The organism is Ensifer sp. EB106-05-01-XG146 (genome assembly GCF_058791875.1).
On the sequence record NZ_JBYTDX010000002.1, the window covers coordinates 1,025,929 to 1,049,606 of the forward strand.

The 23,678-nt window shown below is 62.3% G+C and carries 20 protein-coding genes and 2 pseudogenes; 5 read left to right on the forward strand and 17 right to left on the reverse strand.

Annotated features, from left to right (window positions below; all coding sequences use genetic code 11):
• Positions 1–279 precede the first annotated feature (279 nt).
• Genes AC3WVQ_RS24830 through AC3WVQ_RS24860 form a run of 7 tightly spaced genes read right to left on the reverse strand, consistent with a single transcriptional unit; the run spans position 280 to position 8,471 of the window.
• Entirely contained in the window at positions 280–1,260 is a 981-nt protein-coding gene (locus AC3WVQ_RS24830) for an ABC transporter ATP-binding protein (protein ID WP_492383104.1), read from the reverse strand.
• Positions 1,257–2,243 carry an ABC transporter ATP-binding protein gene (locus AC3WVQ_RS24835; protein WP_034797922.1) on the reverse strand — a complete coding sequence of 329 codons (987 nt, stop codon included), beginning with the start codon at positions 2,241–2,243 and terminating at the stop codon, positions 1,257–1,259. The genes AC3WVQ_RS24830 and AC3WVQ_RS24835 overlap by 4 nt, the downstream gene beginning before the upstream one ends.
• Entirely contained in the window at positions 2,240–3,724 is a 1,485-nt protein-coding gene (locus AC3WVQ_RS24840) for an amidohydrolase family protein (protein ID WP_159415963.1), read from the reverse strand. Before AC3WVQ_RS24840 ends, AC3WVQ_RS24835 begins: the two co-directional genes overlap by 4 nt.
• Entirely contained in the window at positions 3,721–4,914 is a 1,194-nt protein-coding gene (locus tag AC3WVQ_RS24845) for an amidohydrolase family protein (RefSeq protein WP_159416118.1), read from the reverse strand. Before AC3WVQ_RS24845 ends, AC3WVQ_RS24840 begins: the two co-directional genes overlap by 4 nt.
• 3 nt (positions 4,915–4,917) lie before the next feature.
• Positions 4,918–5,868 (reverse strand): ABC transporter permease, encoded by a 951-nt coding sequence (locus AC3WVQ_RS24850; protein WP_060529200.1) that lies wholly within the window; start codon positions 5,866–5,868, stop codon positions 4,918–4,920.
• A gap of 10 nt (positions 5,869–5,878) precedes the next feature.
• Positions 5,879–6,850, reverse strand: a complete 972-nt coding sequence (locus tag AC3WVQ_RS24855) for an ABC transporter permease (RefSeq protein ID WP_034797927.1) — start codon at positions 6,848–6,850, stop codon at positions 5,879–5,881.
• 58 nt (positions 6,851–6,908) lie between these two features.
• A complete protein-coding gene (locus AC3WVQ_RS24860; protein WP_112772744.1) occupies positions 6,909–8,471 on the reverse strand; it encodes an ABC transporter substrate-binding protein in 1,563 nt (520 codons plus the stop codon).
• A 663-nt stretch (positions 8,472–9,134) separates the two neighbouring features.
• Here AC3WVQ_RS24860 and AC3WVQ_RS24865 point away from each other — a divergent pair.
• The gene (locus tag AC3WVQ_RS24865; RefSeq protein WP_060521100.1) at positions 9,135–9,710 is read left to right on the forward strand and encodes a nucleoside 2-deoxyribosyltransferase; all 576 of its coding nucleotides are present in this window, start codon (positions 9,135–9,137) and stop codon (positions 9,708–9,710) included.
• Between the two features lie 32 nt (positions 9,711–9,742).
• On the opposite strand, the gene AC3WVQ_RS24870 is transcribed toward AC3WVQ_RS24865, so the two are convergent.
• Positions 9,743–10,435: a pentapeptide repeat-containing protein gene (locus AC3WVQ_RS24870; RefSeq protein ID WP_492383305.1), complete on the reverse strand. Its 693-nt coding sequence runs from the start codon at positions 10,433–10,435 to the stop codon at positions 9,743–9,745.
• 241 nt (positions 10,436–10,676) lie between these two features.
• The gene (locus AC3WVQ_RS24875) at positions 10,677–11,630 is read right to left on the reverse strand and encodes a LysR substrate-binding domain-containing protein (protein WP_492383105.1); all 954 of its coding nucleotides are present in this window, start codon (positions 11,628–11,630) and stop codon (positions 10,677–10,679) included.
• A 40-nt stretch (positions 11,631–11,670) separates the two neighbouring features.
• Between AC3WVQ_RS24875 and AC3WVQ_RS24880 the strand changes: the two genes are divergently transcribed.
• The 3 genes from AC3WVQ_RS24880 (at position 11,671) to AC3WVQ_RS24890 (ending at position 14,374) form a co-directional block, all read left to right on the forward strand.
• Positions 11,671–12,285 carry a LysE family transporter gene (locus AC3WVQ_RS24880; protein ID WP_492383106.1) on the forward strand — a complete coding sequence of 205 codons (615 nt, stop codon included), beginning with the start codon at positions 11,671–11,673 and terminating at the stop codon, positions 12,283–12,285.
• A gap of 102 nt (positions 12,286–12,387) precedes the next feature.
• Positions 12,388–13,785 carry an aminotransferase-like domain-containing protein gene (locus AC3WVQ_RS24885; RefSeq protein ID WP_342242757.1) on the forward strand — a complete coding sequence of 466 codons (1,398 nt, stop codon included), beginning with the start codon at positions 12,388–12,390 and terminating at the stop codon, positions 13,783–13,785.
• Positions 13,786–13,963: 178 nt separating this feature from the next.
• Positions 13,964–14,374: a DUF983 domain-containing protein gene (locus tag AC3WVQ_RS24890; RefSeq protein WP_060529243.1), complete on the forward strand. Its 411-nt coding sequence runs from the start codon at positions 13,964–13,966 to the stop codon at positions 14,372–14,374.
• A 120-nt stretch (positions 14,375–14,494) separates the two neighbouring features.
• On the opposite strand, the pseudogene AC3WVQ_RS24895 reads toward AC3WVQ_RS24890, so the two are convergent.
• The 8 genes and pseudogenes from AC3WVQ_RS24895 to AC3WVQ_RS24930 form a co-directional block, all read right to left on the reverse strand.
• Positions 14,495–14,679 (reverse strand): annotated as a pseudogene (locus AC3WVQ_RS24895) (porin); the annotation flags it as partial.
• A gap of 152 nt (positions 14,680–14,831) precedes the next feature.
• On the reverse strand, positions 14,832–15,434 hold the full coding sequence (locus tag AC3WVQ_RS24900; protein ID WP_060582940.1) for an alkylhydroperoxidase domain protein: 603 nt from the start codon (positions 15,432–15,434) through the stop codon (positions 14,832–14,834).
• Between the two features lie 20 nt (positions 15,435–15,454).
• Complete coding sequence (locus AC3WVQ_RS24905; protein ID WP_492383107.1) at positions 15,455–16,072, reverse strand: CMD domain protein; 618 nt, start codon at positions 16,070–16,072, stop codon at positions 15,455–15,457.
• Between the two features lie 39 nt (positions 16,073–16,111).
• Complete coding sequence (locus AC3WVQ_RS24910; protein WP_492383108.1) at positions 16,112–17,158, reverse strand: putative FMN-dependent luciferase-like monooxygenase; 1,047 nt, start codon at positions 17,156–17,158, stop codon at positions 16,112–16,114.
• Between the two features lie 27 nt (positions 17,159–17,185).
• Positions 17,186–18,827 (reverse strand): annotated as a pseudogene (locus AC3WVQ_RS24915) (dipeptide ABC transporter ATP-binding protein).
• The gene (locus AC3WVQ_RS24920) at positions 18,824–19,705 is read right to left on the reverse strand and encodes an ABC transporter permease (RefSeq protein WP_034797950.1); all 882 of its coding nucleotides are present in this window, start codon (positions 19,703–19,705) and stop codon (positions 18,824–18,826) included. Before AC3WVQ_RS24920 ends, AC3WVQ_RS24915 begins: the two are co-directional and overlap by 4 nt.
• The gene (locus AC3WVQ_RS24925) at positions 19,702–20,646 is read right to left on the reverse strand and encodes an ABC transporter permease (RefSeq protein ID WP_060521090.1); all 945 of its coding nucleotides are present in this window, start codon (positions 20,644–20,646) and stop codon (positions 19,702–19,704) included. Before AC3WVQ_RS24925 ends, AC3WVQ_RS24920 begins: the two co-directional genes overlap by 4 nt.
• 66 nt (positions 20,647–20,712) lie before the next feature.
• Positions 20,713–22,350, reverse strand: coding sequence for a TIGR04028 family ABC transporter substrate-binding protein (locus tag AC3WVQ_RS24930; RefSeq protein WP_492383109.1), 1,638 nt, complete (start codon positions 22,348–22,350; stop codon positions 20,713–20,715).
• 332 nt (positions 22,351–22,682) lie between these two features.
• Between AC3WVQ_RS24930 and galE the strand changes: the two genes are divergently transcribed.
• Complete coding sequence (gene galE / locus AC3WVQ_RS24935) at positions 22,683–23,669, forward strand: UDP-glucose 4-epimerase GalE (protein WP_060521088.1); 987 nt, start codon at positions 22,683–22,685, stop codon at positions 23,667–23,669.
• The last annotated feature ends 9 nt before the right edge of the window (positions 23,670–23,678 follow it).

Below are 23,678 nucleotides of genomic sequence, written 5' to 3' on the forward strand. Positions count from 1 at the left end.
CAACTCTTCAAATCAACGCATTTCGATCCCGGCCGGATGTCCCGAGCGGGAAGCGGTCCGACCATTGGCCCCTACCCTAACGTGAGTGTTGGAGCCCGGGAATGGTCATCGGTCTATTTCGTTGAATTCCGGTTAGCAGCCTAGCACTTGCCCCACGACAGCGATGCGAAAGGGGCATGCGAACTGCTTGGCGCAAATACTGAAAATCGCCGGCGGCAAAAAAGAGGCTCCGCGACTGGTACGACACGGAGCCCAAGTCTTCAGGGAAAGAGGTGGGCGTTACGCTGCGTTGATCGCCTTCACAGTTTCTTCGATGCGGTGGCAGGCGGCACGCGAGCCGTCAGCGAAGCTGCGCATCTCCGGCCGCTCGCTCTTGCAGCGCTGGTCTGCAAACGGGCAACGCGGATGGAAGGTACAGCCGGACGGCGGGTTCAGCGGGCTCGGCACTTCGCTCGCCGCAATGCTGCGCCCGCGCTTTGGATGGGCAATATCCGGGATCGTCTCCAGCAGCAGCTGGGTATAGGGATGCCTCGGATTGGCAAAGAGCGTCTCGGTGTCTGCCTCCTCGACGATGCGTCCGAGATACATCACGGCGATCCGGTCCGACATGTGGCGAACCACGCTCATGTCGTGGCTGATGAACAGATAGGTCAGCCCCATCTCGTCCTGCAGCTTGCGCATGAGGTTGAGGATCTGCGCCTGGACCGACACGTCGAGTGCCGAGGTCGGCTCGTCGCAGACGAGGAACTCCGGCTCGCCGGCAAGCGCGCGGGCAATCGAGATACGCTGGCGCTGGCCTCCCGAAAACTCGTGCGGGAACTTGGCACCGTCCGAGGGCGCAAGGCCGACGATCGTCAGCAGTTCGCCGACCCGGTCCATGATCTCGGCTTCGGAGTTGCGCAGCTTCAACTCGCGCAGCGGTTCGGCGATGATGTTGCGCACCCGCCAGCGCGGATTGAGGCTTGCATAGGGATCCTGGAAGATCATTTGGGCCGAGAGCGGCTCGCCGTTCTTGCTCGGTGCAAACCGCACCTCGCCTTCGCTGGCGCGATAAAGACCTGTGACCAGCCGCGCCACCGTCGACTTGCCGCAGCCAGATTCGCCGACGAGGCTCAGACAGCCGCCCATGGGCACGCTGAAGCTGATATCGTCCACGGCGCGCACGAACTGCCGCGGTTTGCGCTCGATGACCCGGTTCAGCCAGGGTGCCGAAACGTCGAAGTTGCAGGTCAGGTCGTTGACCGTCAGGGCATCACTCATAGCACTCCTCCTGCATTGAGCCAGCATGCGGCGACGCCGGTCCCGACCGGCGCCGGTTCGGGCCTATCCTTGCGGCAACGCGGCCCGGCATCCGGGCAGCGCGGGTTGAAGGCGCAGCCGGCGGGGATCGCGTTCAGCCGCGGCATGGAACCGTCGATCTGGTTCAGCCGCTCGACGCGGCGGCCAAGCGCCGGGATCGAGCCCATCAGGCCCCGCGTATAGGGATGACGGGCGTTTTTCAGCACCTCGGCGACAGGGCCGATTTCGACGAGCCGCCCGGCATACATGACCGCGACGCGATCGGCCGTCTCGGCAATCACGCCCATGTCGTGGGTGACGAGCATGACCGCCGTTCCGTGATCGTCGCAAAGACGGCGAAGCAGCGAGGTGATCTGCGCCTGGATCGAAACGTCGAGCGCCGTCGTCGGTTCGTCGGCGATGATCAGCTTCGGTTCCGCGGCAAGTGCCAGGGCGATGACGACGCGCTGGCGCATGCCACCCGAGAACTGATGCGGATAGTGGTCATAGCGTGCCTCGGGCGCCGGAATGCCAACTTCCTTCAGGAGCTGGATCGCCCGCGCCTTGGCATCGGCCTTGGAAAGCTTCAGGTGAAGGCGGATGGTCTCAACAAGCTGCGCCCCGACGGTGAAGAGCGGGTTCAGCGAGGTCAACGGATCCTGGAAGATCGCACCGATCTGACGGCCGCGCACCTGCTGCATCTGCTTGTCGTCGAGCTGGTCGATGCGGCGGCCGCCGACCCAGACCTCGCCGCCGGAAATGCGGCCAGGCGGCTCCAGAAGACCCTGGACGGCAAGACCGGTCATCGACTTCCCGGCGCCGGATTCACCAACGACGCCAAGAATTTCGCCGGGGCGAATGCTGAGCGAAACGTCGGATAGCGCCTGCACCGTTCCATGGCGGCCAGGGAATTCGACGCAGAGACCGCGCACGTCGAGCACGGCCGATGAGGTATGTTCAGTCATCGCTGCACCTCCAATGGGTAGCTCGGCGGGAAGATCTCGCTGACAGGCGGGTGACCGAAGCTCCGCTCCGGATACTTGGCAATCAGGCCATCGAACTGGACCTGTGCCTGCGCGCGTGCCGCGTTCATGTCGAAGCCTGCCACCTCGCCATCGCGCATCGACAGACGGCCATCGACGAAGACCGCCTTGGTGACGCGTCCGGAACCACCGACGACGAGCGTCGTGATCGGATCGATCGCCGGCGCCATGTGATGGTCCATGAGATCGAACACGGCAATATCGGCACGGGCGCCCGTTTCCAGGCGACCGAGATCCGAGCGACCGAGGGCCTTGGCGCCGCCAAGTGTCGCAGCATCAAAGAGATCGGCGCAGCTGACGGCTGACGGGTCGCCTTCGACGACGCGGGCAGCGATCAGGCCGACGAGTAGGTTCATGAGCATGTCCGGCGGCGTCGTATCGGTGCCCATGGCAATATTGACGCCGCGGGCCTTGACCGAGCGGAACGAGTTGAGCGTGCTGCCGCCGCGGGCCGAAACCAGCGGGCAGTGCACGATACTCACGCCGTTTTCGGCATAGAGACGCAGATCGTTGTCGGTCGCCTGGGTCGCATGCGGCGCAATCAGCCGGTCGCTCAAGAAATCGAAGCTCGCCAGCCATTCCGGCGCCGTCTTGCCATGCAGGCGGCGGACGGTGTCGACCTCCATCGTGCCCTGCGCAGCATGAAGCCGGATCGGGCAATTGAGGTCGCGCGCCGCATCGGCGGTGCGCACCAGCAGTTTCTCGGTGCAGGTTTCCACCCGGTCGGGAGCCAGCAGGCCCTTCACCAGGCCACCATGGCGACCTTCATGGTCACGGATGAAGCCAATCGCGTCGTCAAGGCCCTTCAGACCCCTTGCCTCGTCGAAGATCGCTTCGAGCTGACCCGGCGCCGTCACCATCATGCCGCCGGCGCGATAGGCCGGGCTCAGATAAACGCGAAGACCCAGGTCACCTGCGGCGTCGGATGCGGCGGCGAATTCAGCAACGGTCTCGCCCCATTCGCGATAGAAAAGCGAGGCGATCGGCGCTGCGGTGGTGATGCCATTCAAGAGAAGCTGCGCGAAGGCGAAGCGCTTCTGGAACGCCAGCTCCTCCTGCGTGTACATCTCATAGGGGCCGCGCTCGATGTAGCTCAGCGGCCAGACGCGACCCTTGGCCCAACCAGGCTGATGGTCGATCGCTAAGATCGTCGTGTCGAGATCGGACAGCGCATCGAGGTCGATGAGCCCGGGGCTGATCATGGCTGCGCCGAGATCGATGCGGCGTGCCACCTCTCCTTCGAAACGTGGGCCGACATAGAGCAGCGTGCCGCCCTCGATGACGACTTCGCCGTTCGGGATCAGCCGGTGCGAACCGTCGCGGTGCCCGAGCACCCATTGTGCTGTCAGAAGCGTGCGTCCTTCGGCGCGCTCACCGAGCGTCAAATCCTTGATGTTGGTCATGGGATCGCCACCTCCGCAACGCCGTTGCGGGCGACGACGCGGCCACGCTTGACGACCAGCGGCCGCGGCGCGACGTCGACGACGGCATGCGCCAGCGTCTCGCCGGTGAGCAGGGTGAAATCGGCATCGCAGCCAACATCGAGGCCATATCCCTTGATATCCATGACGTCGGCGCCGCCCTTGGAGCAGACGTAAAGCGCATGTTCGAGATCGACGTCGCGGCGCAGGCCGTTCTTCATGCCGAGGATCCGCGCACGATCCATCATGTCGGGTTGGCCCCACGGACCCCAGGTGTCGCGGATACCGTCGCAGCCGGCAGCAACCTTCACGCCGGCATCCTTCAGACGCAGGATCGAAGGCACGGTCGAAGACGGAGAGCCTGTCGTGACGATACGGATATCGAGTTCGGCGATCTGTTCGATGAGACCGCCGACGCGCAGATAATCCGGTGCGCCGAGCGCAAAGGCGTGGCTGATTGCGACCTTGCCCTGCATGCCGATCGCGCGGATGCGCTCGAACATCATCTCCATGCTGAAGGCGCCGAGTTCGCCCTGCTCATGCAGGTGAATGTCGATCGGCTTTCCATGTTTTTCGGCAAGGCCGAAGATCGCGTCGAGATGGCCCTTCGGGTCGCGATCGATGCCGCAAGGATCAATGCCGCCAAGGACTTCCGCGCCATTGCTCAGAGCCTTGTCGAGCAACTCGACAGTGCCGGGCCGCGTGACGAGGCCTGACTGCGGGAATGCGACGACCTCGATATCGATGACATCTTTCAGCACCTGGCGGGTCTCGATGATGCCTTCCATCAGCCGAAGGCCGTGGGTGGTGTCGATGTCGACATGGCTGCGGATGTGGCTTGCGCCATTGGCAGCGAGCATGATCGCCTGGCGCATGGACTGACGGTGCGGGTCGATGCCGATTTCCAGCCGCTTTTCGCGTTCGAAATCGATGCGTTCGCGCAGCGTTGCGGTCTTGGCGTTGACGTGCCAGGGCATGCCCCAGACCGACTTGTCGAGATGGGTATGCGCCTCGATCAGACCGGAGATCACGATATGACCGTTGCCGTCTTCCACGGCCACGCCATCGGCGGAAATACCCTTGCCGAAGGCGGCGATCTTGCCGTCGCGCACGAGGATGTCGGTCGCTTCGCCGGCATTGGGCCTGACGTTACGGATCAGGAGATTGGACATCATTCACCTCAATTTCGGATTGAGCGCATCGCGCAGCCAGTCACCGAGAAGGTTGACCGAAACCACGAGAAGGCAAAGCTGGACGACGGGGAAGAGCACCACCCACCATACGCCCGAAAACAGGAACTGGTTGCCGAGACGGATCAGCGTTCCAAGGCTCGGCTGGCTCGGCGGCATGCCGATACCCAGGAATGAAAGCGTCGCTTCGGTCAGGATCGCCATGCCGAAGTTCAGGGTCGCAGCAACCATGATCGGCGTCAGCGTGTTCGGCAGGATGTGCTTCAGCATGATGCGCCGCGCTGGAGTTTTCAGAAGACGCGCCGCCTGAACATATTCCTTGCCGCGCTCGACGATCGTCTGGGCGCGCACGGTACGGGCATATTGCACCCAGGCGCTGAGTGTGATCGCCAGCACCAAAACGGCGGCAGAGCCGACGTCCCGCAGTTCCGGCGGCAGCATCTGGCGCGCGACGGCACTGACGAGAATGGCGATCAGGATCGTCGGGATCGACAGAAGCACGTCGCCGATGCGCATCAGGAAGTTGTCGATGAAGCGGCCGAAATAGCCGGCAACGAGGCCGAGGCTAAGGCCGACGGCGAGCGAAAGCACGACCGAGGCGACGCCGATCAGGATCGAGATGCGCGAGCCATAGAGAATGGCCGAGAGCATGTCGCGCCCTTGCGTGTCGGTGCCGAGCACGTAAGGCCATTGGCCGTCGGCCTCCCAGATCGGCGGCAGCTCGGAGTTCCAGAGCTCGAGCTGAGCCGGATCGAAGGGGTTCTGCGGCGCAATCAAAGGTGCTGCAAAGGCGGTCGCGATCAGGAACGTAAGGATGATCGCGCCGATGATTGCCGAAGGCTTGTGGGTGAAGGACCACCAGAGATCGCTCTGGCGCCAGCGGGCAAGCCGCGAAGGCTTGCGCGCCGGTGTGGTTTGCTGGACGTGATCTGTCATGGCAACGACCTCAGCGGGTTGCATCGCGCAACCGCGGATCGATGACCGCATAGGCGATATCGACGAGCGTATTGAGCGTGACGAAGATGAAGGAGACGATGCAGAGATAGCCCGCCATGACCGGCATATCGAGGAAGGTGACCGCCTGGATGAAGAGCATGCCCATGCCCGGCCACTGGAACACCGTTTCGGTGATCAGCGCGAAGGCGATCAGCGAGCCGAAGTTCATCGCCGTCATGGTGACAACCGGCATCAGACAGTTCCTGAGCGCATGTCGGAAATAGATCCGCCACCGCGGCACGCCACGGGCGCGTGCGAACTTGATGAAGTCCGAGCGCAGCACTTCCATCATTTCTGCGCGCACCAGACGCATGACCAGAGTGATCTGGTAGAGCGCGAGTGCGAGCGACGGCAGAAGCAGCGATGCGCGGCCCGACGACGTCAACAGGCCGGTGCTCCACCAGCCGAGCTGCACCACATCGCCGCGCCCGAAAGCAGGTACGAGGCCGAGTGTTACGGCGAAGACGAGGATCAGAAGGATACCGACGACGAAGCTCGGCAAGGAGACGCCGATGATACTGACGAACTGCAACCCCTCGGAATACCATCGCCCTCGGTGGATCGCGGTCAGGACACCAAGTGGAAGACCGATCAGGAGCGACAGGACGGTTGCGACCAGCGCCAGTTCCATCGTTGCCGGGAAGCGCTCGGCAATGAGCTTCATCACGTCCTGGCCGTTGCGGTAGCTGATGCCGAAATCGCCCTGGGCGGCATTGCCGACGAAGCGGCCGAACTGGGTTAGGAACGAATCGTTGAGCCCGAGCTTTTCGCGCAGCTCGATACGGTCGGCCTGCGACATCTGCTCGTTGGCCATCAACTCGACCGGATCGCCGGCGAAGCGGAAGATCAGGAAGGCGAGCAGCGCGACGGCGAGCATGACCAGCACGGCATTGGCCAGCCGCTTGATGAGAAAGACAATCATTGGGTTTCTCGCTGAATGAGGAGCCCCGGCAAAGCACGCTCTGCCGGGGCAAGAAAACTCAATCGCCGATACGGGTCAGCCAGTGACGCGGCTTGTTGTCGGCCCGAATGGTCACATCCGTGACGTTCTTCGACATTGCCCAGGCCATCGGCTGCTGATGCAACGGGATCATGATGACCTCATCCTTGGCGAACTTCAGCGCCTCGGTTTCGATCGCCAGACGCTTGTCGTGATCCATCTCGAGCGCGGCCTTCTTCACCATCGCGTCGAGTTCCGGATAGGACCAGCCGCCATAGTTGGCGACGCCGGCCGCGCCTTCACGGGTCGAGAGAACCTGAACCAGGATCGAATAGGCATCGAGCGTCGGCTCGTTGGCCCAGCCGATCATGTAGGCGTCGGACTTGCCGCCGGCGCGCTTCGGCGCCTGCACGGCGCGCGGACCGATGTCGAGGGTTGGCTTCAGGCCGACGCGCGACAGCATAGAGACCAGTGCGCTGCAGACGTCTTCTTCGTTGACGCTTTCGTCGTTCATGCAGACGAGCGTGAACTCCTTGCCGACGGCGCCTGCCTCTTCGAGCAGCCTCTTGGAGAGTTCCGGATCATAGGCGGTCGGCACATCGAGTTCGGCGCTGTAGCCCGGGATTTCCGGAGCAACCATGGTGCCGGCGACATGCGACTTGCCGCGCATCACGCGCTTGAAGATCAGTTGGCGGTCGATGGCATGGTCAATCGCCTGGCGCACCTTGATGTTGTTGAAGAAGTTTTCGCGACCGTCGGCGAAGGTCTCGTGACGGTTGAAGACCATGTGCACGGTGCGCAGGTCAGTGCGCTCGATGACCTTGATGTCCGGCGAGCTCTTTAGGCGCTCAAGATCCTGCACCGGCGCACCATCGGTCAGATCGATTTCGCCCGAAAGCAGCGCTGCAACGCGGGTTGCGGCCGAGGTAATCGGCATGAATTCGATGCGGTCGAGATTGTGCTTCGGCGTATCCCACCAGCCGTCGTTCTTGATGAGAACGGTCTTGCTGTCGGGCACGCGCGATTCGACCTTGAACGGGCCGGTGCCGTTGGTGTTGTAGGTGGCGTAGCCTTCGACCTTGGCGCCGACATCGGTCGGCAGCTCGGACTTGTTGTCGACCAGCCAGTCCTTGTCGAACATGAAGATGTTGGTCATGTCGTTGAGGAAGAGCGGGTTTGGCGAATTGACTTCGATGTCGACCGTGTAATCGTCGACCTTGGTGGTCGAGACATAGGCCGGAATGTTGCCGCGCAGCGGCGAGGTCGGATGGCTGACGCGGGCCATGGAGGCGACGACGTCGTCAGCGTTGAACTCGGCGCCGTTTTGGAACTTTACGCCCTTGCGCAGATGGAAGCGCCAGACCTTGTCCTTGACCATCTCCCAGCTCGTGGCGAGGGCCGGCTCGACCTTGAACTCCGGCGTATAGCGGGTCAGGCCTTCGTACACGTGGTTGAGGAAGGCCAGGTTCGAGGTGCTGCCATAGGAATAGGGGTCGAGCGAGAAGATATCCCGCGGGCTACCCCAACGCAGCGTTTCGGCGGAGGCCGAGGATGCGAGAAAGGCAAATGCCAACCCCGCGAGGAGATGCTTTCTCAGTTTCATGTCGTTCCCTCTGTTTTCTCATCAGTCGCCATATGCAGGCGCCCTCACCCACTCGTGAGCAAGTGGCCCTAGATTTGAAGCTGTCGGCGACAATGTCAACTATTTTGTCGACAATTTTGTATGCATGATTGTTTAAAGTCGCATACGGCGGTGAAAACGACGGCCCACCAGCGGACGAGGGCAAGGGAAAAATAAGGGGGAAGCGGCAACCATGGAGCGAATCGAAACCGGAGAAGCGCCCTTGCAAACCGGCGGCGGGCATCCTGGCATGTCTGCGTGCAAACAGGATTCGTTAGGAAACACCCGTATTTAGGAGTGTTTCCGCATGTGAACGTGGCGGAGACCTTGCCACCAACGACCTGCGAGCCTTCCCGTGGGATGGTGCGCGCGCCGGTGGCGGCGGTTGCGATCGCAGCCCCCGCTGACATCGGCTGCAGATCTTGACACGTCCGCATGACCAGCTCGCCCGCGTGGCATGCGCAAATCTCCGGAATTGGCCGAAGGTGGCACATGGCGGGCCACGGGCGTCTCCACCGGTGCGGCAATGCGCTCAGCCAGCATACCTGCTTCCCACGCTCCAAAAAACCGTGGGCAAGCTGAAGTCCATGGCTAGGCTCGGCGCTGCAGCTCTCCTAGATTGGCCGCTCGAAAATGTGAGGAGAAATGCGCGTGAAAGTCTATCTCGCTGGCCCGGAAGTGTTTCTGCCCAATGCGGCGGAGATTCAGAAATTGAAGGCAGAGTTGGCGCGTGCAGCCGGGTTCACACCGCTCGTGCCCGGCGATCTTGAGATTCCGCCGGCTCCGACCAAGCATCAGCGCGGCCTTGCGATCTACGCCGTCGACGAAGGCATGATGCTTGCCGCCGACATGATCATCGCCAACCTGACACCGTTTCGCGGCATCAGCGCCGATGTCGGCACGGTCTTCGAACTCGGCTTCATGTGCGGTCACAGCAAGCACGTCTATGCCTATACGAACACCTCCCGCAGCTACTACGAGCGCATCTTGCACGACCACTACGGCGGCAAGGCCGGCTTGCGCCTCGACGGCCGCATGGCCGGTCCGGACGGGCTCAGCATCGAAGACTTCGATATGGCCGACAACCTGATGCTCGATGGCGGCGTTCTGCGAAGGGAAGGCAGGCTCGTCCAGCGCGAAGTGCCTGAGGCCGATCGCCTGACCGACCTGCAAGCCTTCAAGGAATGCCTTGCGATTGCCGCAAAGCGGCATTTGGCATAACGACCGATTGGGCCGCGGCTTTGTGACGGCGATCAGTCGCTGGCGCAGGGCCAGCCCGCCGGCGTGCTCATGCCGGCGGGAAGCTTGGTCGAGCTGTCACCGCAAGTCATGTCGACCTGCTCCTGTTCAAGTCCGGTTGCCTCGGACAGGTCGACGCCCTCGATACGTGTCAGGAACATGAACGCCCCCTGGAAATCGATCGGGCCGGAAAAATTCGTGCTGGTCAGGTCCGCGCGCGAAAGGTTGGCATGGGTAAACCGGGTTCCGGTGAGCTCCGCCTTGTCGAAATTCGCCCGGCCGAGTTCGGCCTTTTCAAAGCTTGCCCCCGTCAGGCGGGCACCGCTGAAATTGGCCCGCTGCAGCTCGGAATTGACGAACGATGCCTTCTCGGCGGAGACGCCTGCGAAATTGCACCGATAGGCTTCGATTTTGGAGAAGTTCGCGCCATTCGCGGTAGCCCCCGCAATCGAGGATCGAACCAGAGTTGCCTTTTCCAGATTGGCTTCTGTCAGGTTCGCACCGCGCAGATCCGTCAAGGTGAAGTCGGTGTTGACGAGATTGGCACCCTGAAGGTCGCTGCCGCCGAGCATAAGCGCTTTCTTGTTGCAGTCGGTCCAATCGGCTCCAGGCGATGCGGAATCCTTGCAACTGGCGGCATGCGCCATCGACGGCGCTGCGAACGCCACTAGGCCTATAGCCGCCGCCGGAACGACCAGTGCCTTCATGACGTCGGCCACGATCCTCGATGCCTTTGCGCTAGCCGGGCGCAGCGTACCGCGCTCCTGGCCGAGATTGATTTTGAGGATGTTCATGGCGCCGCTCCAGGACCCGAGGGTCGAATCGATTGCATATCAGGTGCTTCGCGCGCCTTTCCGCCGACTGGCATCGCCGGTCATGCGCGCGTGTTCGTTAAACGTATGACGTTGCTCGCCTTTATGCAAATGACAGAAATGAAAACGGTCCGTTTCAGATCGATACGGCCAGCAGCCAGTCACGCAACGCCGCGCTTGGTCCATGGTCGCCGATCGCTGACGGCGACAGCAGATGATAGGCCGTACCGTCTTCGATAAATCCGCATGGCGCGGCCAGGATGCCATTGTCGATATCGTCGCGGACGAGTTGCCAAGGCCCGATCGCCACGCCGATCCCGGCGATGGCCGCCTGAAGGCTGATATAGAAATGCTCGAAGACTTGGCCGCGCTGTTCGGGTGCGGCGCGGTCTGCCGTCGTCCCCCAGGTCTCCCACGCATTTGGCCGCGTTCGCGTATGCAAGGGGATCGCGTCCTTGCGCAATTGAGGCAAAGAGCCGGCCTCAGCCTCGTTAAAAAACAGGGCGATTTTGTCCGTTCGGCAGACCGGACCTATTCGCTCCGGAAAGAGCGGCACGGCATGAGTGCCGCCCGATCGAGGAAAATCATCGCGCCGGATCGCCAGATCGATGCCACGGCCCAAGGACACCGGCCCACCTCCGGTAACGAGGTGGATAGACACCTCAGGATGCCGCGCCTGGAAATCAGGAAGGCGCGGTATCAGCCAGCGCATCAGAAGGGTCGGCTCGCAGGACACCACCAGCGCCGGCGTTCGCGCCACGTCCCTGATCTCCCGGACGGCACTCTCCACCAGACCGAAACCTTCGCGCACGGCCGCCGCCAGCTTTCGCCCCGCTTCCGTCAGGAAGACACGCCGGCTGCGGCGCTCGAACAGCGCCACGCCGAGTTCGTCTTCGATAAGCCGGACCGCGCGACTGATCGCGCCGTGCGTCAGATGGAGCGCGTCCGCGGCGCGACTGAAGCTCTCGAGTCTGGCCGCCGCCTCGAAACAGCGTAGCGCCGCCAGCGGCGGAAGCCACGTCGCCGACATCTGTGAGTGCAGCTCACCAAAATGGTCAGAACTCATCGTTAGTCGCTTCTCATCGATCAAGTTATTTAGACATTAATGAAAGAGACGAACGGGAAAGACAATGACTGAACTGTTAGCTGTAGTAACCATTACAATCTTTGCCGTCGTCAGTCCGGGACCGGATTTCGCGATGGTGACACGCAACAGCCTGCTTTTGTCGCGGCGGGCCGGCGTCCTGACGGCGCTCGGTATCGCCGCCGGCGTCTGGGTCCATGTCGCCTACACTTTGCTCGGCGTCGGCCTCTTGAGCCAGTCGCTATTTCTCTTCACAGTTCTGAAGTTCGTCGGCGCCGCCTATCTGATCTGGCTTGGCATCAGGATGCTACGCACCAAGCCAGCCGAAACGACGGGCTTGGCCGCACATCCCGCCCTCTCCGACATCGGTGCGCTGCGTGTGGGGTTTCTCACCAACGCGCTCAACCCCAAAACGACGATCTTTGTCGTCAGCCTGTTCATGCAAGTCGTCGGGCCGACCACGGCTCTGCCCGTCCAGATGGGTTACGGCGCGTTTATCTCTGCCGCACATCTGATCTGGTTCGCAATCGTTGCCCTGTTCTTTTCCTCCGGCACGGTACGGCTTCGTCTTATCGCGCTTCGCCATTGGATCGATCGCACCTTCGGCGCCCTGCTCGTCGACTTCGGCGCGTTGCTGGCAACGGCAAGCGTGACACGCTAGGCGACGCTTGGTCGCGGGCGCGCCGCTGCATTCCCACTGTTAACACTTGCCCTCAATCGGATAACCATGCAATATCCATACAATTAGCATGAGGTAATCGCGATGGTGGACGTGCGCTTGGGAATTTCGTGGCAACCGGTAATCCGTAAATCGGATGGACCGCTTTATCTCGCGATCGCCGACGCCATCGCTGCCGATATCAGCGAAGGGCGCCTGTCCGAGGGGATGCGTCTGCCGCCGCAGCGCACGCTTGCCGAGGCGCTGGGGATCGACTTCACCACCGTCAGTCGCGCCTATAACGAAGCCCGGCATCGCGGCCTCGTCGAGGGCCGGGTCGGCCAGGGCACCTACGTGAAAACGCGACGCATCCGAACCGGCCGTACGCCGGCAGGCGGCCTCATCGACATGAGCATGAACCTGCCGCCGTTGTTCGACGACCCGATGCTCGCCGCTCGGCTCTGGGACGACATGGCGGCGCTGCAGGCCGATCATGGGCTCGAACTCCTGATGCGATACCAGCCGCCGGGCGGCACCCTGCACAACCGTGCTGCAGGCGCCGCATGGCTGAAACCCAGGCTGGGCGAGGTTCCGGCTGAGCGCGTTCTGATTGCCGCTGGCGCGCAAGGAGCTCTGCTTGCCACGCTTGGCAGCCTGACCAAGGCCGGTGACATGATTTGCGCCGAGGCAATCACCTACCCCGGCCTCCGCGCGCTCGCAGCACATCTCGGCATCAGGCTGCACGGCCTCGCCATGGATCGAGAGGGCCTCCTGCCCGAAGCATTCGAAGAACTCTGCGCGAAGCAAACGCCGAAAGCGCTCTATTGTAATCCGACGCTTCACAATCCCACGACAACGACACTTTCGCTCGAACGGCGCCAGGCGATCGTCACAATTGCCCGGCGGCACGACGTAGCGATCATCGAAGACGATGCCTATGGCGCCCTTCCCGTTTCGACGCCGCGCCCGTTGGCGGCGCTGGCGCCTGACCTCGTCTACTATGTCGGCGGCCTTGCGAAATGCCTGTCGCCGGCCTTGCGCATCGCCTATCTTGTCGTGCCGGACAGCCGAAGCTCGGTCCGCGTCGAAGGCGCGATCCGGGCCACTGTCGGCATGGCGTCCCCTCTTGCGGCCGCTATCGCCACGCGCTGGATCGAGGACGGGACGGCTGACGCCGTGCTCGCAGCCATACGTAGAGAGACGGCGGCGCGACAGCGCATCGTCTCCGAGCTTCTTCCAGCCGGCGTCGCACAAACGCATCCGCATGCGTTTCACGCCTGGCTGCAGTTGCCGCCGCCCTGGACACGCGGCGAACTGAGCGCGCGATTGCAGGCAGCCGGCATCAGCGTCGTTGCAAGCGACGCCTTTGCGCTCGGCGCGCCACCGGAAGCCGTCCGCCTCGGCCTGGGCGCCGCTGCCGGCCAAGCGGAGCTGCGACGCAGTCTTCTCGTCATCAACGACCTCATCGGCCGGCCCCCCGCCGCCTCAAGCTTCGTGGTGTAAATGATCGGCGGGCGAAATTGTCGCAGACATGTATGCATACAATAAATTGACAATGTATGTTTTTCGGCGCCTAATCCTGGCGAGCCTGATGCGGCCCCAAGAAGAAGAAGCGGCCGCATATCCAGGCAATCTCGGCGCAAAACTCCAGCGCCAACCGGAACGCCTGAAAGGAACAAACATGTCTTCCGATAGTGATTGGCCGCCGATCCCGCCCATGCAGACTGGCTTGCGCGGCCGCTGCCCGCGCTGCGGGCAAGGGCACCTGTTCAACGGCTTCCTGAAGATGCGCAAGGAATGCGAAGTCTGTGGCCTGGATTACTCCTTTGCCGATCCGGCCGATGGCCCCGCTTTCTTCGTCATCTGCTTTGCCTGCGTACCGAGTGTTTTCCTTGGCGTCTGGCTGGAAGTTCAATACAGCGCACCGCTCTGGATACACCTACTGGTGACCGGGCCCTTCATGCTGCTGACCTGCATTCCGCCGCTTCGCCCCCTGAAGGGCTGGCTCGTCTCAAGTCAGTTTTTCTACAAGGCTGAGGAAGGCAAGGTCGTAAGGCGAAACACCGAGCCGCCGGTGGCGACGACGCAGTAGGTCCTGAGTGCCGGAGAAGCCTAGAACCTCCAAATATATCGCTAGAAAATAATTGCGCCGCCTACTGTTCATAGTTGACGGCGCTTTCACCGGATGTCTCTCTTCTTAAAGGCCGGCTCTACCAAACGAGGTTTGGAAGAGGATGAAGCCACCGATCTTGAGGCAGATTTCGGTGCCCGGGATGTAGAAGTATCCAGTGCCGAAGCGTCGCAAACGCGAACGTATTCCATGGCTCCGGCTCCGCTGGGATCGGCGGCCTGGGCGCCGGAAAATGCTGCGAGAGCAGCAGCGGAGCCGAGAGCGATCTAGGTGGCAGTCGGACGACCAGGTTCTCGGCTACGTCCGTCTGCAGCGTAACTTCTAACCCGATTAAACTCGGATGAAGGAGGCCCGCAACATCTCTCGACCTTGCGGGCTCTCTATGTGTTGTGCCATTACGGCGGATCGCGTGAGCGGCTTAGTTTGCCGGTGTCGGCTCTCCAAGTGAGAGCATCAGCCGGTTTGCCCAGTTGAAGAAGGCGGCACCATGGATGACGTCGGCGATCTCCAGTTCGTCGAGGCCCGCTGCCGAAAGTCGGGAGATGTGCTCCTCTCCGAAGGCGGGCGGGGTCGCCGTCAACGCCACAGAAGCGGCGACGATTGCATTCCAGCGCTCGCCGAGATCGGTTCCGACGCCCTCGTCGAGGAGCTTCTGCACATCCTCTGTGCGCTTTGAGTGATGCGAAGCGAAGCGCGAATGTACCGAGGCGCAGAAGATGCAGCCGTTATATCTAGACGCGGCGGTCGCCGCCAGTTCGCGCTCGGCGCGCGGCAGGCCCGAGCGGGTGTTGTAGAAGATGTCCTTGTCAGTTTTCGTGCGCGCTTCAAGCACTTCCGGATCGCGCACGAGCAGGCGGAAGTAGGGCGACTTTGCGCGCCCAGCCTCGACCAGGCCTTTGAGGTGACGCTCCGTCAGTTCTTCCTCAGGCAAAGGCTGCAGCCACGGTGTCCATCCGATCTCGGCCTGCGTGAAGGTAACAGGCGGATTTTCAACGATCGGGATGATGGCATGTTCGGTCATTCGCATGTCCTCTTGAGGTCTTAAGCCGTAGCGCGCTTCGTGGCGGTCGACAGTAAGCCAAGACCGGTGATCACGCGGATCTGAAACGCAACGAAGGAAACCAGCTGGGACAGGGTCACGACACCATTTGTCGTCCAGCCAGCGTCGAGCAAGGCTTGCAACGCCTGCGGGCTGGCATCACGCAAATGGAAGACCAGCAGGTGGGCGTGCTCCAGCGCCGCGGACAGCTTACGACCGAGCACCTCGCGGCTTGACCGTGATACTTGATAGAGTGGGCCGGCTTCGTTCTCTCCATTAAGGGGCCCGTCCGGATAGTTGCCGTATGGCCCTGTTGCCCGTCCTGCCCCGATCTCGGCCTTGATAACCTCGATCAACCAGCGATCGGTGTCGCTATCCTCGAAAGGACTGCTGTAAAATCCGAAAATGTCCGGCTGACGGTGCAGGCCGGCAACGAAACTTGCGATCGCATGCCGCTCCGCCGCCGACACGTCGCCGAAATCCGCGGGCTGAAAGAGTGCAAGATAACTATTCTGCGCCTGTTCGCGGGTTTCCGGCCGTTGGGCGCGAGTGCGGTCGAGCGCCGACCCGGCGGTGATGCCGGCCAGCAGATCGATGATATCCGGTGACGTGGTGGTCATGACGTCGTCTCCTTTGAAAAATGGAACCAGCTGTCCGTTTCAACCGACGGCGCCGAAACGCCGGGCATGGAATTTCTCCTGCGGCGACCAGCCGAGCGCCGGAGCGACCTTGGTGGCGATGAGCTCGATGGAGCGCAGAATCAATAGGTGCGGCGGATCAACGGAATGAACCTGGAACACCAGATCGGTGACACGCTCCAGCGTCTCATCTGCGCTGAGACTGGCGATGACGTCGTCAACGGAGCCGACATGTACGTCGAAGGCCGCAATCAGATCGGCAAGCGAATTGCCGGGAACTGTATGACCGCTAGCGATCAGTCGTTCCGCACCCCGTCTCAACCCAACCTCGGCAAGCCGCAACGCTTCGGCGCGGCTGTCGGCAACGAACAGGCTGCGTGAACCGAGGATACGCGGCGCGCGGCCGGAAGGAAGCGCATGCAGATAGGCGTCGATGATCGGGTTTTGCAACTCCGCCAACGAAGCGTGCGGATTGTCTTCTGGCCGCGGTTGGGTGCGTGACAACATCAGGCCGTCGCCGGCCCGCCCAGCCCGCTCGCCACCCGCCACCGAAAAGGTTGCCTGCCAGATACGGCCGAGCAGTTGCGGCGCTGACGGGTAGAGGCGATCTCCGCCTGGAAGGCCACGACCTGCCCAAGCGTCGAGAACCGTTTGGAGATGCCTGCCGAAGATCGCGCCGCGATCGGCGCTTTCCAGGCCAAAGGCCGTGAAGGAGGACGGCGTGCCGCCGGTCCCGAACCCGACCTCCAGTCGCCCGCCGGAGAGCAGATCGAAAACGGCGGCGTCCTCGGCCACCCGGATCGGATTTTCGAGCGGCAGCGTAATGACACCGGTCCCGAGGCGGATGCGCGTCGTCTCCGCGGCGACATGGGCAAGGAAAACCAGGGGCGCCGGAAGGCCGCCTTCGTCCGCGTGGAAATGGTGCTGCGCGACCCAGGCCGTGTCGAAGCCGAAACGCTCGGCGGTGACGATCTGCTCCTTTGCGTAGTAGTAGCGGGTGCCCGCCTGAACGTCGTCGAGCAGTCGGGTAAAAAAGCCGAGGCGTTTGCGTGGCGTCGTCTCAATCATGGTCGGTCCTGTCTGTAGTCCGCTGCTTCAGGCCGCAGCCCGGCGGTTGCGTCCGGGAATGGCATTGATCAGCTCACGGGTGTAATCGCTGCGAGGGTTTTCGAAGACGTGGGAAACGGTTCCGCCGTCGACCAGCCGCCCATCCTTCAGAACCGAAACGGTGTCCGAGATCTGACGCACCACGGCGAGGTCGTGGGAAACGAAGAGGTAGGTGAGCCCGAGATCGCCCTGCAGTTCGTCCAAGAGGTCGAGAATGCGGGCCTGCACGCTGACGTCGAGTGCGGAAACCGCTTCGTCGAGCACAACCAGTTGCGGATCGAGCACGAGCGCCCGGGCGATGGCAACACGCTGGCGCTGGCCGCCGGAAAGCGCATGGGGCCGCCGTGCAAATGCGTCCTCAGGCAAACCGACGCGGCCAAGGATCGCCCTTGCCTTCTCCTCACGATCAGAACGTAGAAGTCCCGGGTAATTCGTCAGCGGCTCGGTCACGATCTGCAGCACGCTTTGACGCGGGTCCAGCGAGCCGTAGGGATTCTGGTAAACGAGCTGGACCTTGCGGCGGAACTGCCGAAGCCCTTCTCCGCTCAGGCCCGAGACATTGGTGCCGTCGATCTCAATCCGGCCGGCCGTCGGCCTGTCAAAGCCGACGATGTTGCGGATCGTCGTCGTCTTCCCAGAACCGGATTCCCCGACGATCGCATGTGTCGTTCCGCGCCGGACGCGGAAGCTCAGGTCGTCGACGGCGCGTAGCGGGGATCCGCCGTCCTTGCGAACGAATTCGCGGACAAGGCCCTCGACGACGACGATATCGTCTGGAGCCTCCGCAACGGGTGGTCGAACCGTTGCCAACCTCGGGGGGGGCGGTAAAGGATGGCGCGTCCGAAAGCAGTTGTTTCGTGTAGGGACTGCGTGGTGCGGCCAGAATAGCGCCCGTTGCGCCCTGCTCCTGGATCCGGCCGCCCTGCAGGACGACGATCCGATCGGCTCGGTCGGCGGCAACACCGAGATCGTGGGTCACCAGAAGCACGGCCGTACCATATTCCGTTCGCAACTCGTCGATGAGATCAAGAATGCGCTTCTGGACTGTGACGTCGAGCGCGCTGGTCGGCTCGTCGGCGATGATCAGCTGCGGCTTCAGCGCAATCGCAATCGCAATCAAGACCCTTTGGCGCATGCCGCCCGACAGTTCATGCGGATACTGCCGCGCCCGAAGTTCCGGCTCGCTCAAGCCGACGCGGGCCAGAAGAGAGAGCACCCGGGCCTCGATCTCGTCGGATCGCAGCGCGCCGTGGATGCGGAACATCTCGCCGAGTTGCGAGCCGATCGTCTTGACCGGGTTGAGCGAACTTCCCGGATCCTGTGGCACGAGGCTGATCCTCGCGCCGCGCACCGTGTCCAGTTGCCGATCCGTCCAGCGGGCAATGTCGGTTCCATTCAGCTTGATGGTGCCGCGTTCCACTCGGCCATTCGCAGCGAGCAGACCGATGATCGACTGTGCGGTCGTCGTCTTGCCGGAACCGGATTCACCGACAAGGGCCACAACCTCACCTGGCTTGATGCGAAACGAAACGTCATGAACGGCGCGGCGTTCGCCGCTGCTGTCAGCGTAGGCAATGCAAAGATCCTCGACCTCGAGAACGGGGGGAAAAGGTCCAGGTATGACGGTCATGCTGCGGCCCTCCCGAAAGATTGGCTGACGCGATTGGCAGCCAGCACGACGAGGACAACCACGATGCCGGGCGCGGTGGTCAGCCACCATGCGGTCGAAATGTAATTGCGCCCCTCGGCGATCAGCAGCCCCCATTCCGGGGTCGGCGGCGGCGCGCCGTAGCCGAGAAATCCGAGCGTCGAAATCTGCAGTACGGCCGATCCGAATTGCAGCGCGGCAAAGGCGACGACCGAGGTTAAGGAATTCGGCAGAATATGGCGCCACAGAACCGAGGCGAAGGTCCCGCCACTGCCGAAGGCCGCCTCGACATAATCGCTGCGACGCACGCGCACGACTTCCGCCCGCGCCAGCCGGGCAAAGCCTGCGACCGAGGTGACCCCAACAGCGATTGCCGCGTTCACAGTTCCAAAGCCGAGCAGGATAATGATGCTGAGCGAAAGCAGCAGCGGAGGGATCGACAGGAGCACGTCGACAACGCGCATGATCGCATCGTCGAAGCGACGCCGCACCGAACCAGCGACGACGCCGAGACCGGTGCCAACCGCAAGTCCCAGCCCAACGGCGACAAAAGCACCTGTCAGGGAATGAACGGCCCCGTAGACGATGCGCGCATAGAGATCGCGCCCGAGCGCATCGGTTCCGAGCAGATGATCGGCGCTCGGCCGCTGCAACTGCGCGCCACCGACGCCCTCAAGCGGGTTGTAGCCTGTGAAGAACGAGGGGGCGACCGCCCAGAGGAAAACAGAACCGAGGATAAGCCAGGAAAGGGCCAGTCCTACGGGTACACGGCGCAGCCGCGATGCCGCGCCAGAACGCCGCTCGCTCTTTGCCCTTGGCGCCGCAATAGCGTCATCGCGAAGCGTATCGAAGGTCGTCATGCAACGGCTCCCGTTTTGGTCCTGAGGCGTGGGTCGAGCACCGGATAGAGCAGGTCCACAGCGAGATTGATGATCACGAAGGCCAGCGCAGACAGAACGACGATCGCCTGAAGCACGGCTGCGTCCTGGCTGCCCACGGCGCGTTCGGTCAGCCCGCCAATGCCGTTCAGCCCGAAGACGGTCTCGGTCACCACGGCCCCGGCAATCAGTTCGCCGAACAACACGCCGGCAATCGTCAGCGTCGGAAGCAGCGCGTTCTTCGCGACGTGCCGCCAGAGAACCCAAAGGCGAGTGGCGCCCTTTGCCCGCGCCACGGCGACGAAGGGCCGCGTCATCACCTCGTCGATATTGCGAACGAGCACCTGCGCCAGTGGCGCGGAAATCGGCACGGCAAGCGTTGCAACCGGCAGGATCAATTCCTGCCAGGGACCAGGGTTGATGACGGGCACGAGTTTCAGGCGGAAGGAGAAGATCTGGATGAGCATGATGCCGAGCCAGAAGGTCGGGATAGAAATGAAGAGCGACGGAACCGACTGCAGCGCGCCACGCAGCCACGCAAACGGCGCGAGACTGGAGAGGAAAGCGATGACGGTCGCCAGGATCGCAGCTAGCAGGAAGCCTAGCCCCGCGAGCTTCAGCGTTGCCGGCAGATGCGCAGCAAGCAGACTTGAAACCGGAACACCGGCTTGAACCGAGTAGCCGAAGTTGCCGGCCAGGAACTTGCCGATAGTCCGCGCGTATTGCACCGGCACGGAGCTATCGACCGCATAAGAGGCGCGGATTTCGGCGACCTGTTCGGCGGTCAGGCCGAGATCGGGGTTCTGGAACTTAATGAGGATCGCATCGCCGGGCATTGCCTGCAGCAGCACGAAAGAGATCGTGAATGCGGCCCAAAGCACAAACAGAGCCTGAGCAACACGATTGAACAAATAGGCGGACATGATCCGTTCCTCGCAGGCGGATTTCAGAGACGACGGCCACCGACGTTGCGGTGGCCGTCGAACCGATCAATGTTCAGCAAGCCAGGTGCTGTAGAAGCTTGGACGCCCGACGGCCTCGAATGCCACACCCTGGACGTAGGGCGCACCTGCATAGGCCTGCGGCTCCTCGAAGATCGGGATCGCATAGGCTTGATCGACGACGTAATCCTGAACCTCGCCGGCAATCGCGAGGCGCTTCTGGCGATCCGGCTCGGACGCGAGCGCATCGAGCAGACCATTCAGCTTGGTATCGACGAAGCTCTGGACCTTGTCGCTAAGCCCGCCCTTCTGGCGCAGCACATCGCGGTTCTTCGGATAGTACTGGCTCTTGATCACATCGGGATCGGCACGGCCGACCATGGCAGGCGACACCGGCGTCTTCAGCGGATCGAGATCATCCACCGTCTTGCTGCCGCTATCGCCGGCAAGAACGCTCAGCTTGACGCCCACCTTTCCCCACTGCTGCGCGACCAGTTGCAGCGTTTCCTTGTTCTGCGGCTGCGGCAGCGATTCATAAGCCGTCAGCACCAGTTCCTTGCCGTCCTTCTGGCGCAGACCGTTGGCGGCGACCGACCAGCCCGCTTCATCGAGCAGGGCCTTGGCCTTCGCCGGATCAAAAGCGAGCTTGGCCGAGATATCCTTGGAGCCGAGGGCCGACGACGCGATGATCGAGGTTGCCTGCGGATAATTGGCAGAAAACAATGTGGTGACGATTTCCTTGGTGTCGGTCGCATGCAGCAGCGCCTGACGCACCCTGATGTCGGACACCAACGGGTTGTCTGGGCGGAAGACGACACTGTTGTTCACCCCGCGGGTGGAAGGCGCGTAGATCTGATAGTCCTGCGCCTCGACTTGGCCCTCGTCATAGGCCTGGACCTGGCGGATGAAATCCGCCTGCCCTGCGAGCAGTGCACCAATGCGCACGCTGTCTTCACCGGTGATGATGTACTTGATGCCGTCGAGATAGGCGCGGCCCTGGTGTTCGAGTTTGGCCGGGCCCCAATTGTATTCGTCGCGCGCCTTCAGGTTCAGTTCCTTGCCGATCGTCTCGCTCTCGACGACGAATGGGCCGGAGCCGATGATTTTCGTGGCGTCGCCGAGTTCTTCGAAGGGCAGTGCCAGCGTGCTTGCCGCGACCAGGCCCGAACCGATCACGGACGTTCCCTGAAGGAACCCCGGCGACGGCTTCTTGAAGTAGAATTTGACCGTCAGCGGATCGACGACTTCGCTGCGCTCGTAGTTGTTGATGACCTCGGAGACCGGCTGCTTCAGGGCTTTGTTGCCGAGGCCGAAGACGTCGTAGTTCTTGGCAACGGCAGCCGCGTCGAGCGGCGAACCATCGGAGAACGTCACGCCGGGACGGATCTTGAACGTATATTCGGTCGCATTCGCGTTGACCGTCCAGGACTCGGCGATCCAGGGCTCGATCTCCAGCGTCTTCGGGTTCTGATAGGTCAGCTTGTCGGTGATCTGGTTGAGGATGCCACCGTTCGGATAAAAGCCGCCGGCCGGCGGGTAGAGGTTCGTATGGGCCTGCTGCTCAAGATAGATCAGCGTACCGCCCTTGACCGGATCTGCCGCTTGCGCCTGCGCGTCGCTCAGAGCCAGGCCAGTGGTCGCAAGTGTGGCGAGCGTCAGTGCCAAGCGTTTCAGTTTCGTCGTCATGAGAGCCTTCCTTCAGAAATCTGGAGGCTATGGTACGACTGCGGCCGGCGTAATCAATTAAATCTAGTAAATTAATATGCTATATGTTTTACCCGAACCGAAAGAAGCATCTAGCTCGCCGTCGCCGGGGGAGATAATTGTCCCTTCCCGCATTTTTCCCACCAATTTTGAAGGGCCGGGATCGACGGAAGTGTGGAAAGAAGCCCGCTGGTAACCACCGCCACATACGCGACATGGACACGTGCTTGATTGCGCGCGGCATTGACACCATTGTCGTCATCCGTTGAAAAATCTTGGCAATTTCTCTGAACCTCCCAAGGATCGTAAGCATCATGGAAAGCAATAAAGTCCTCGTCGTCGGCGGTGCCGGCTACATCGGCTCGCATACGTGCCTCGAACTCGCCAACAAGGGTTTCGAGCCTGTCGTTTACGACAACCTTTCGAACGGCCACGAAGAATTCGTCAAATGGGGCGTGCTGGAAAAGGGTGATATCCGCGACCGAAAGCGGCTCGACGAGGTCCTTGCCCGTCACAAGCCACGCGCCATCCTGCATTTTGCCGCGATGATCGAGGTGGGTGAATCGGTGAAAGACCCGGTTTCCTTCTACGACAACAATGTCATCGGCACGCTGACCTTGCTTTCGGCTGCCCTTGCCGCAGGCGTCGAAGCTTTCGTCTTCTCTTCGACCTGCGCCACCTATGGCCTGCCGGAGAGCGTGCCGATCGACGAACAGCACCGCCAGGCGCCGATCAACCCTTACGGCCGGACCAAATGGGTGTGCGAACAGGCACTGAAGGACTACGGGCAGTACAAGGGCCTGCGCTCGGTGATCCTGCGCTACTTCAACGCCGCTGGCGCCGATCCGGAAGGCCGCATCGGCGAGTGGCACGAGCCGGAGACGCATGCCATCCCGCTCGCCATCGACGCGGCCCTCGGCCGACGCCAGAGTTTCAAGATCTTCGGCACGGACTACGACACCCGCGACGGCACCTGCGTGCGCGACTACATCCACGTGCTTGATCTTGCCGACGCCCATGTGCGCGCGGTCGAACACCTGCTTTCGGGCGGCGACAGCGTCGAGCTCAATCTCGGCACAGGCACCGGCACGACCGTCAAGGAACTCTTGACGGCGATTTCCGAGGTTTCGGGACGCGAATTCCAGGTCGATCTCGTCGACCGCCGCGAAGGGGATTCGACCACCCTGGTCGCCAACAACGACAAGGCGCGCGACATTCTCGGCTGGGTTCCGAAATACGGTCTCACCGACATCACGCGCACGGCCTGGAACTGGCATTCCCGTCGTAATCAGGGTGTCTGAGACACAGAC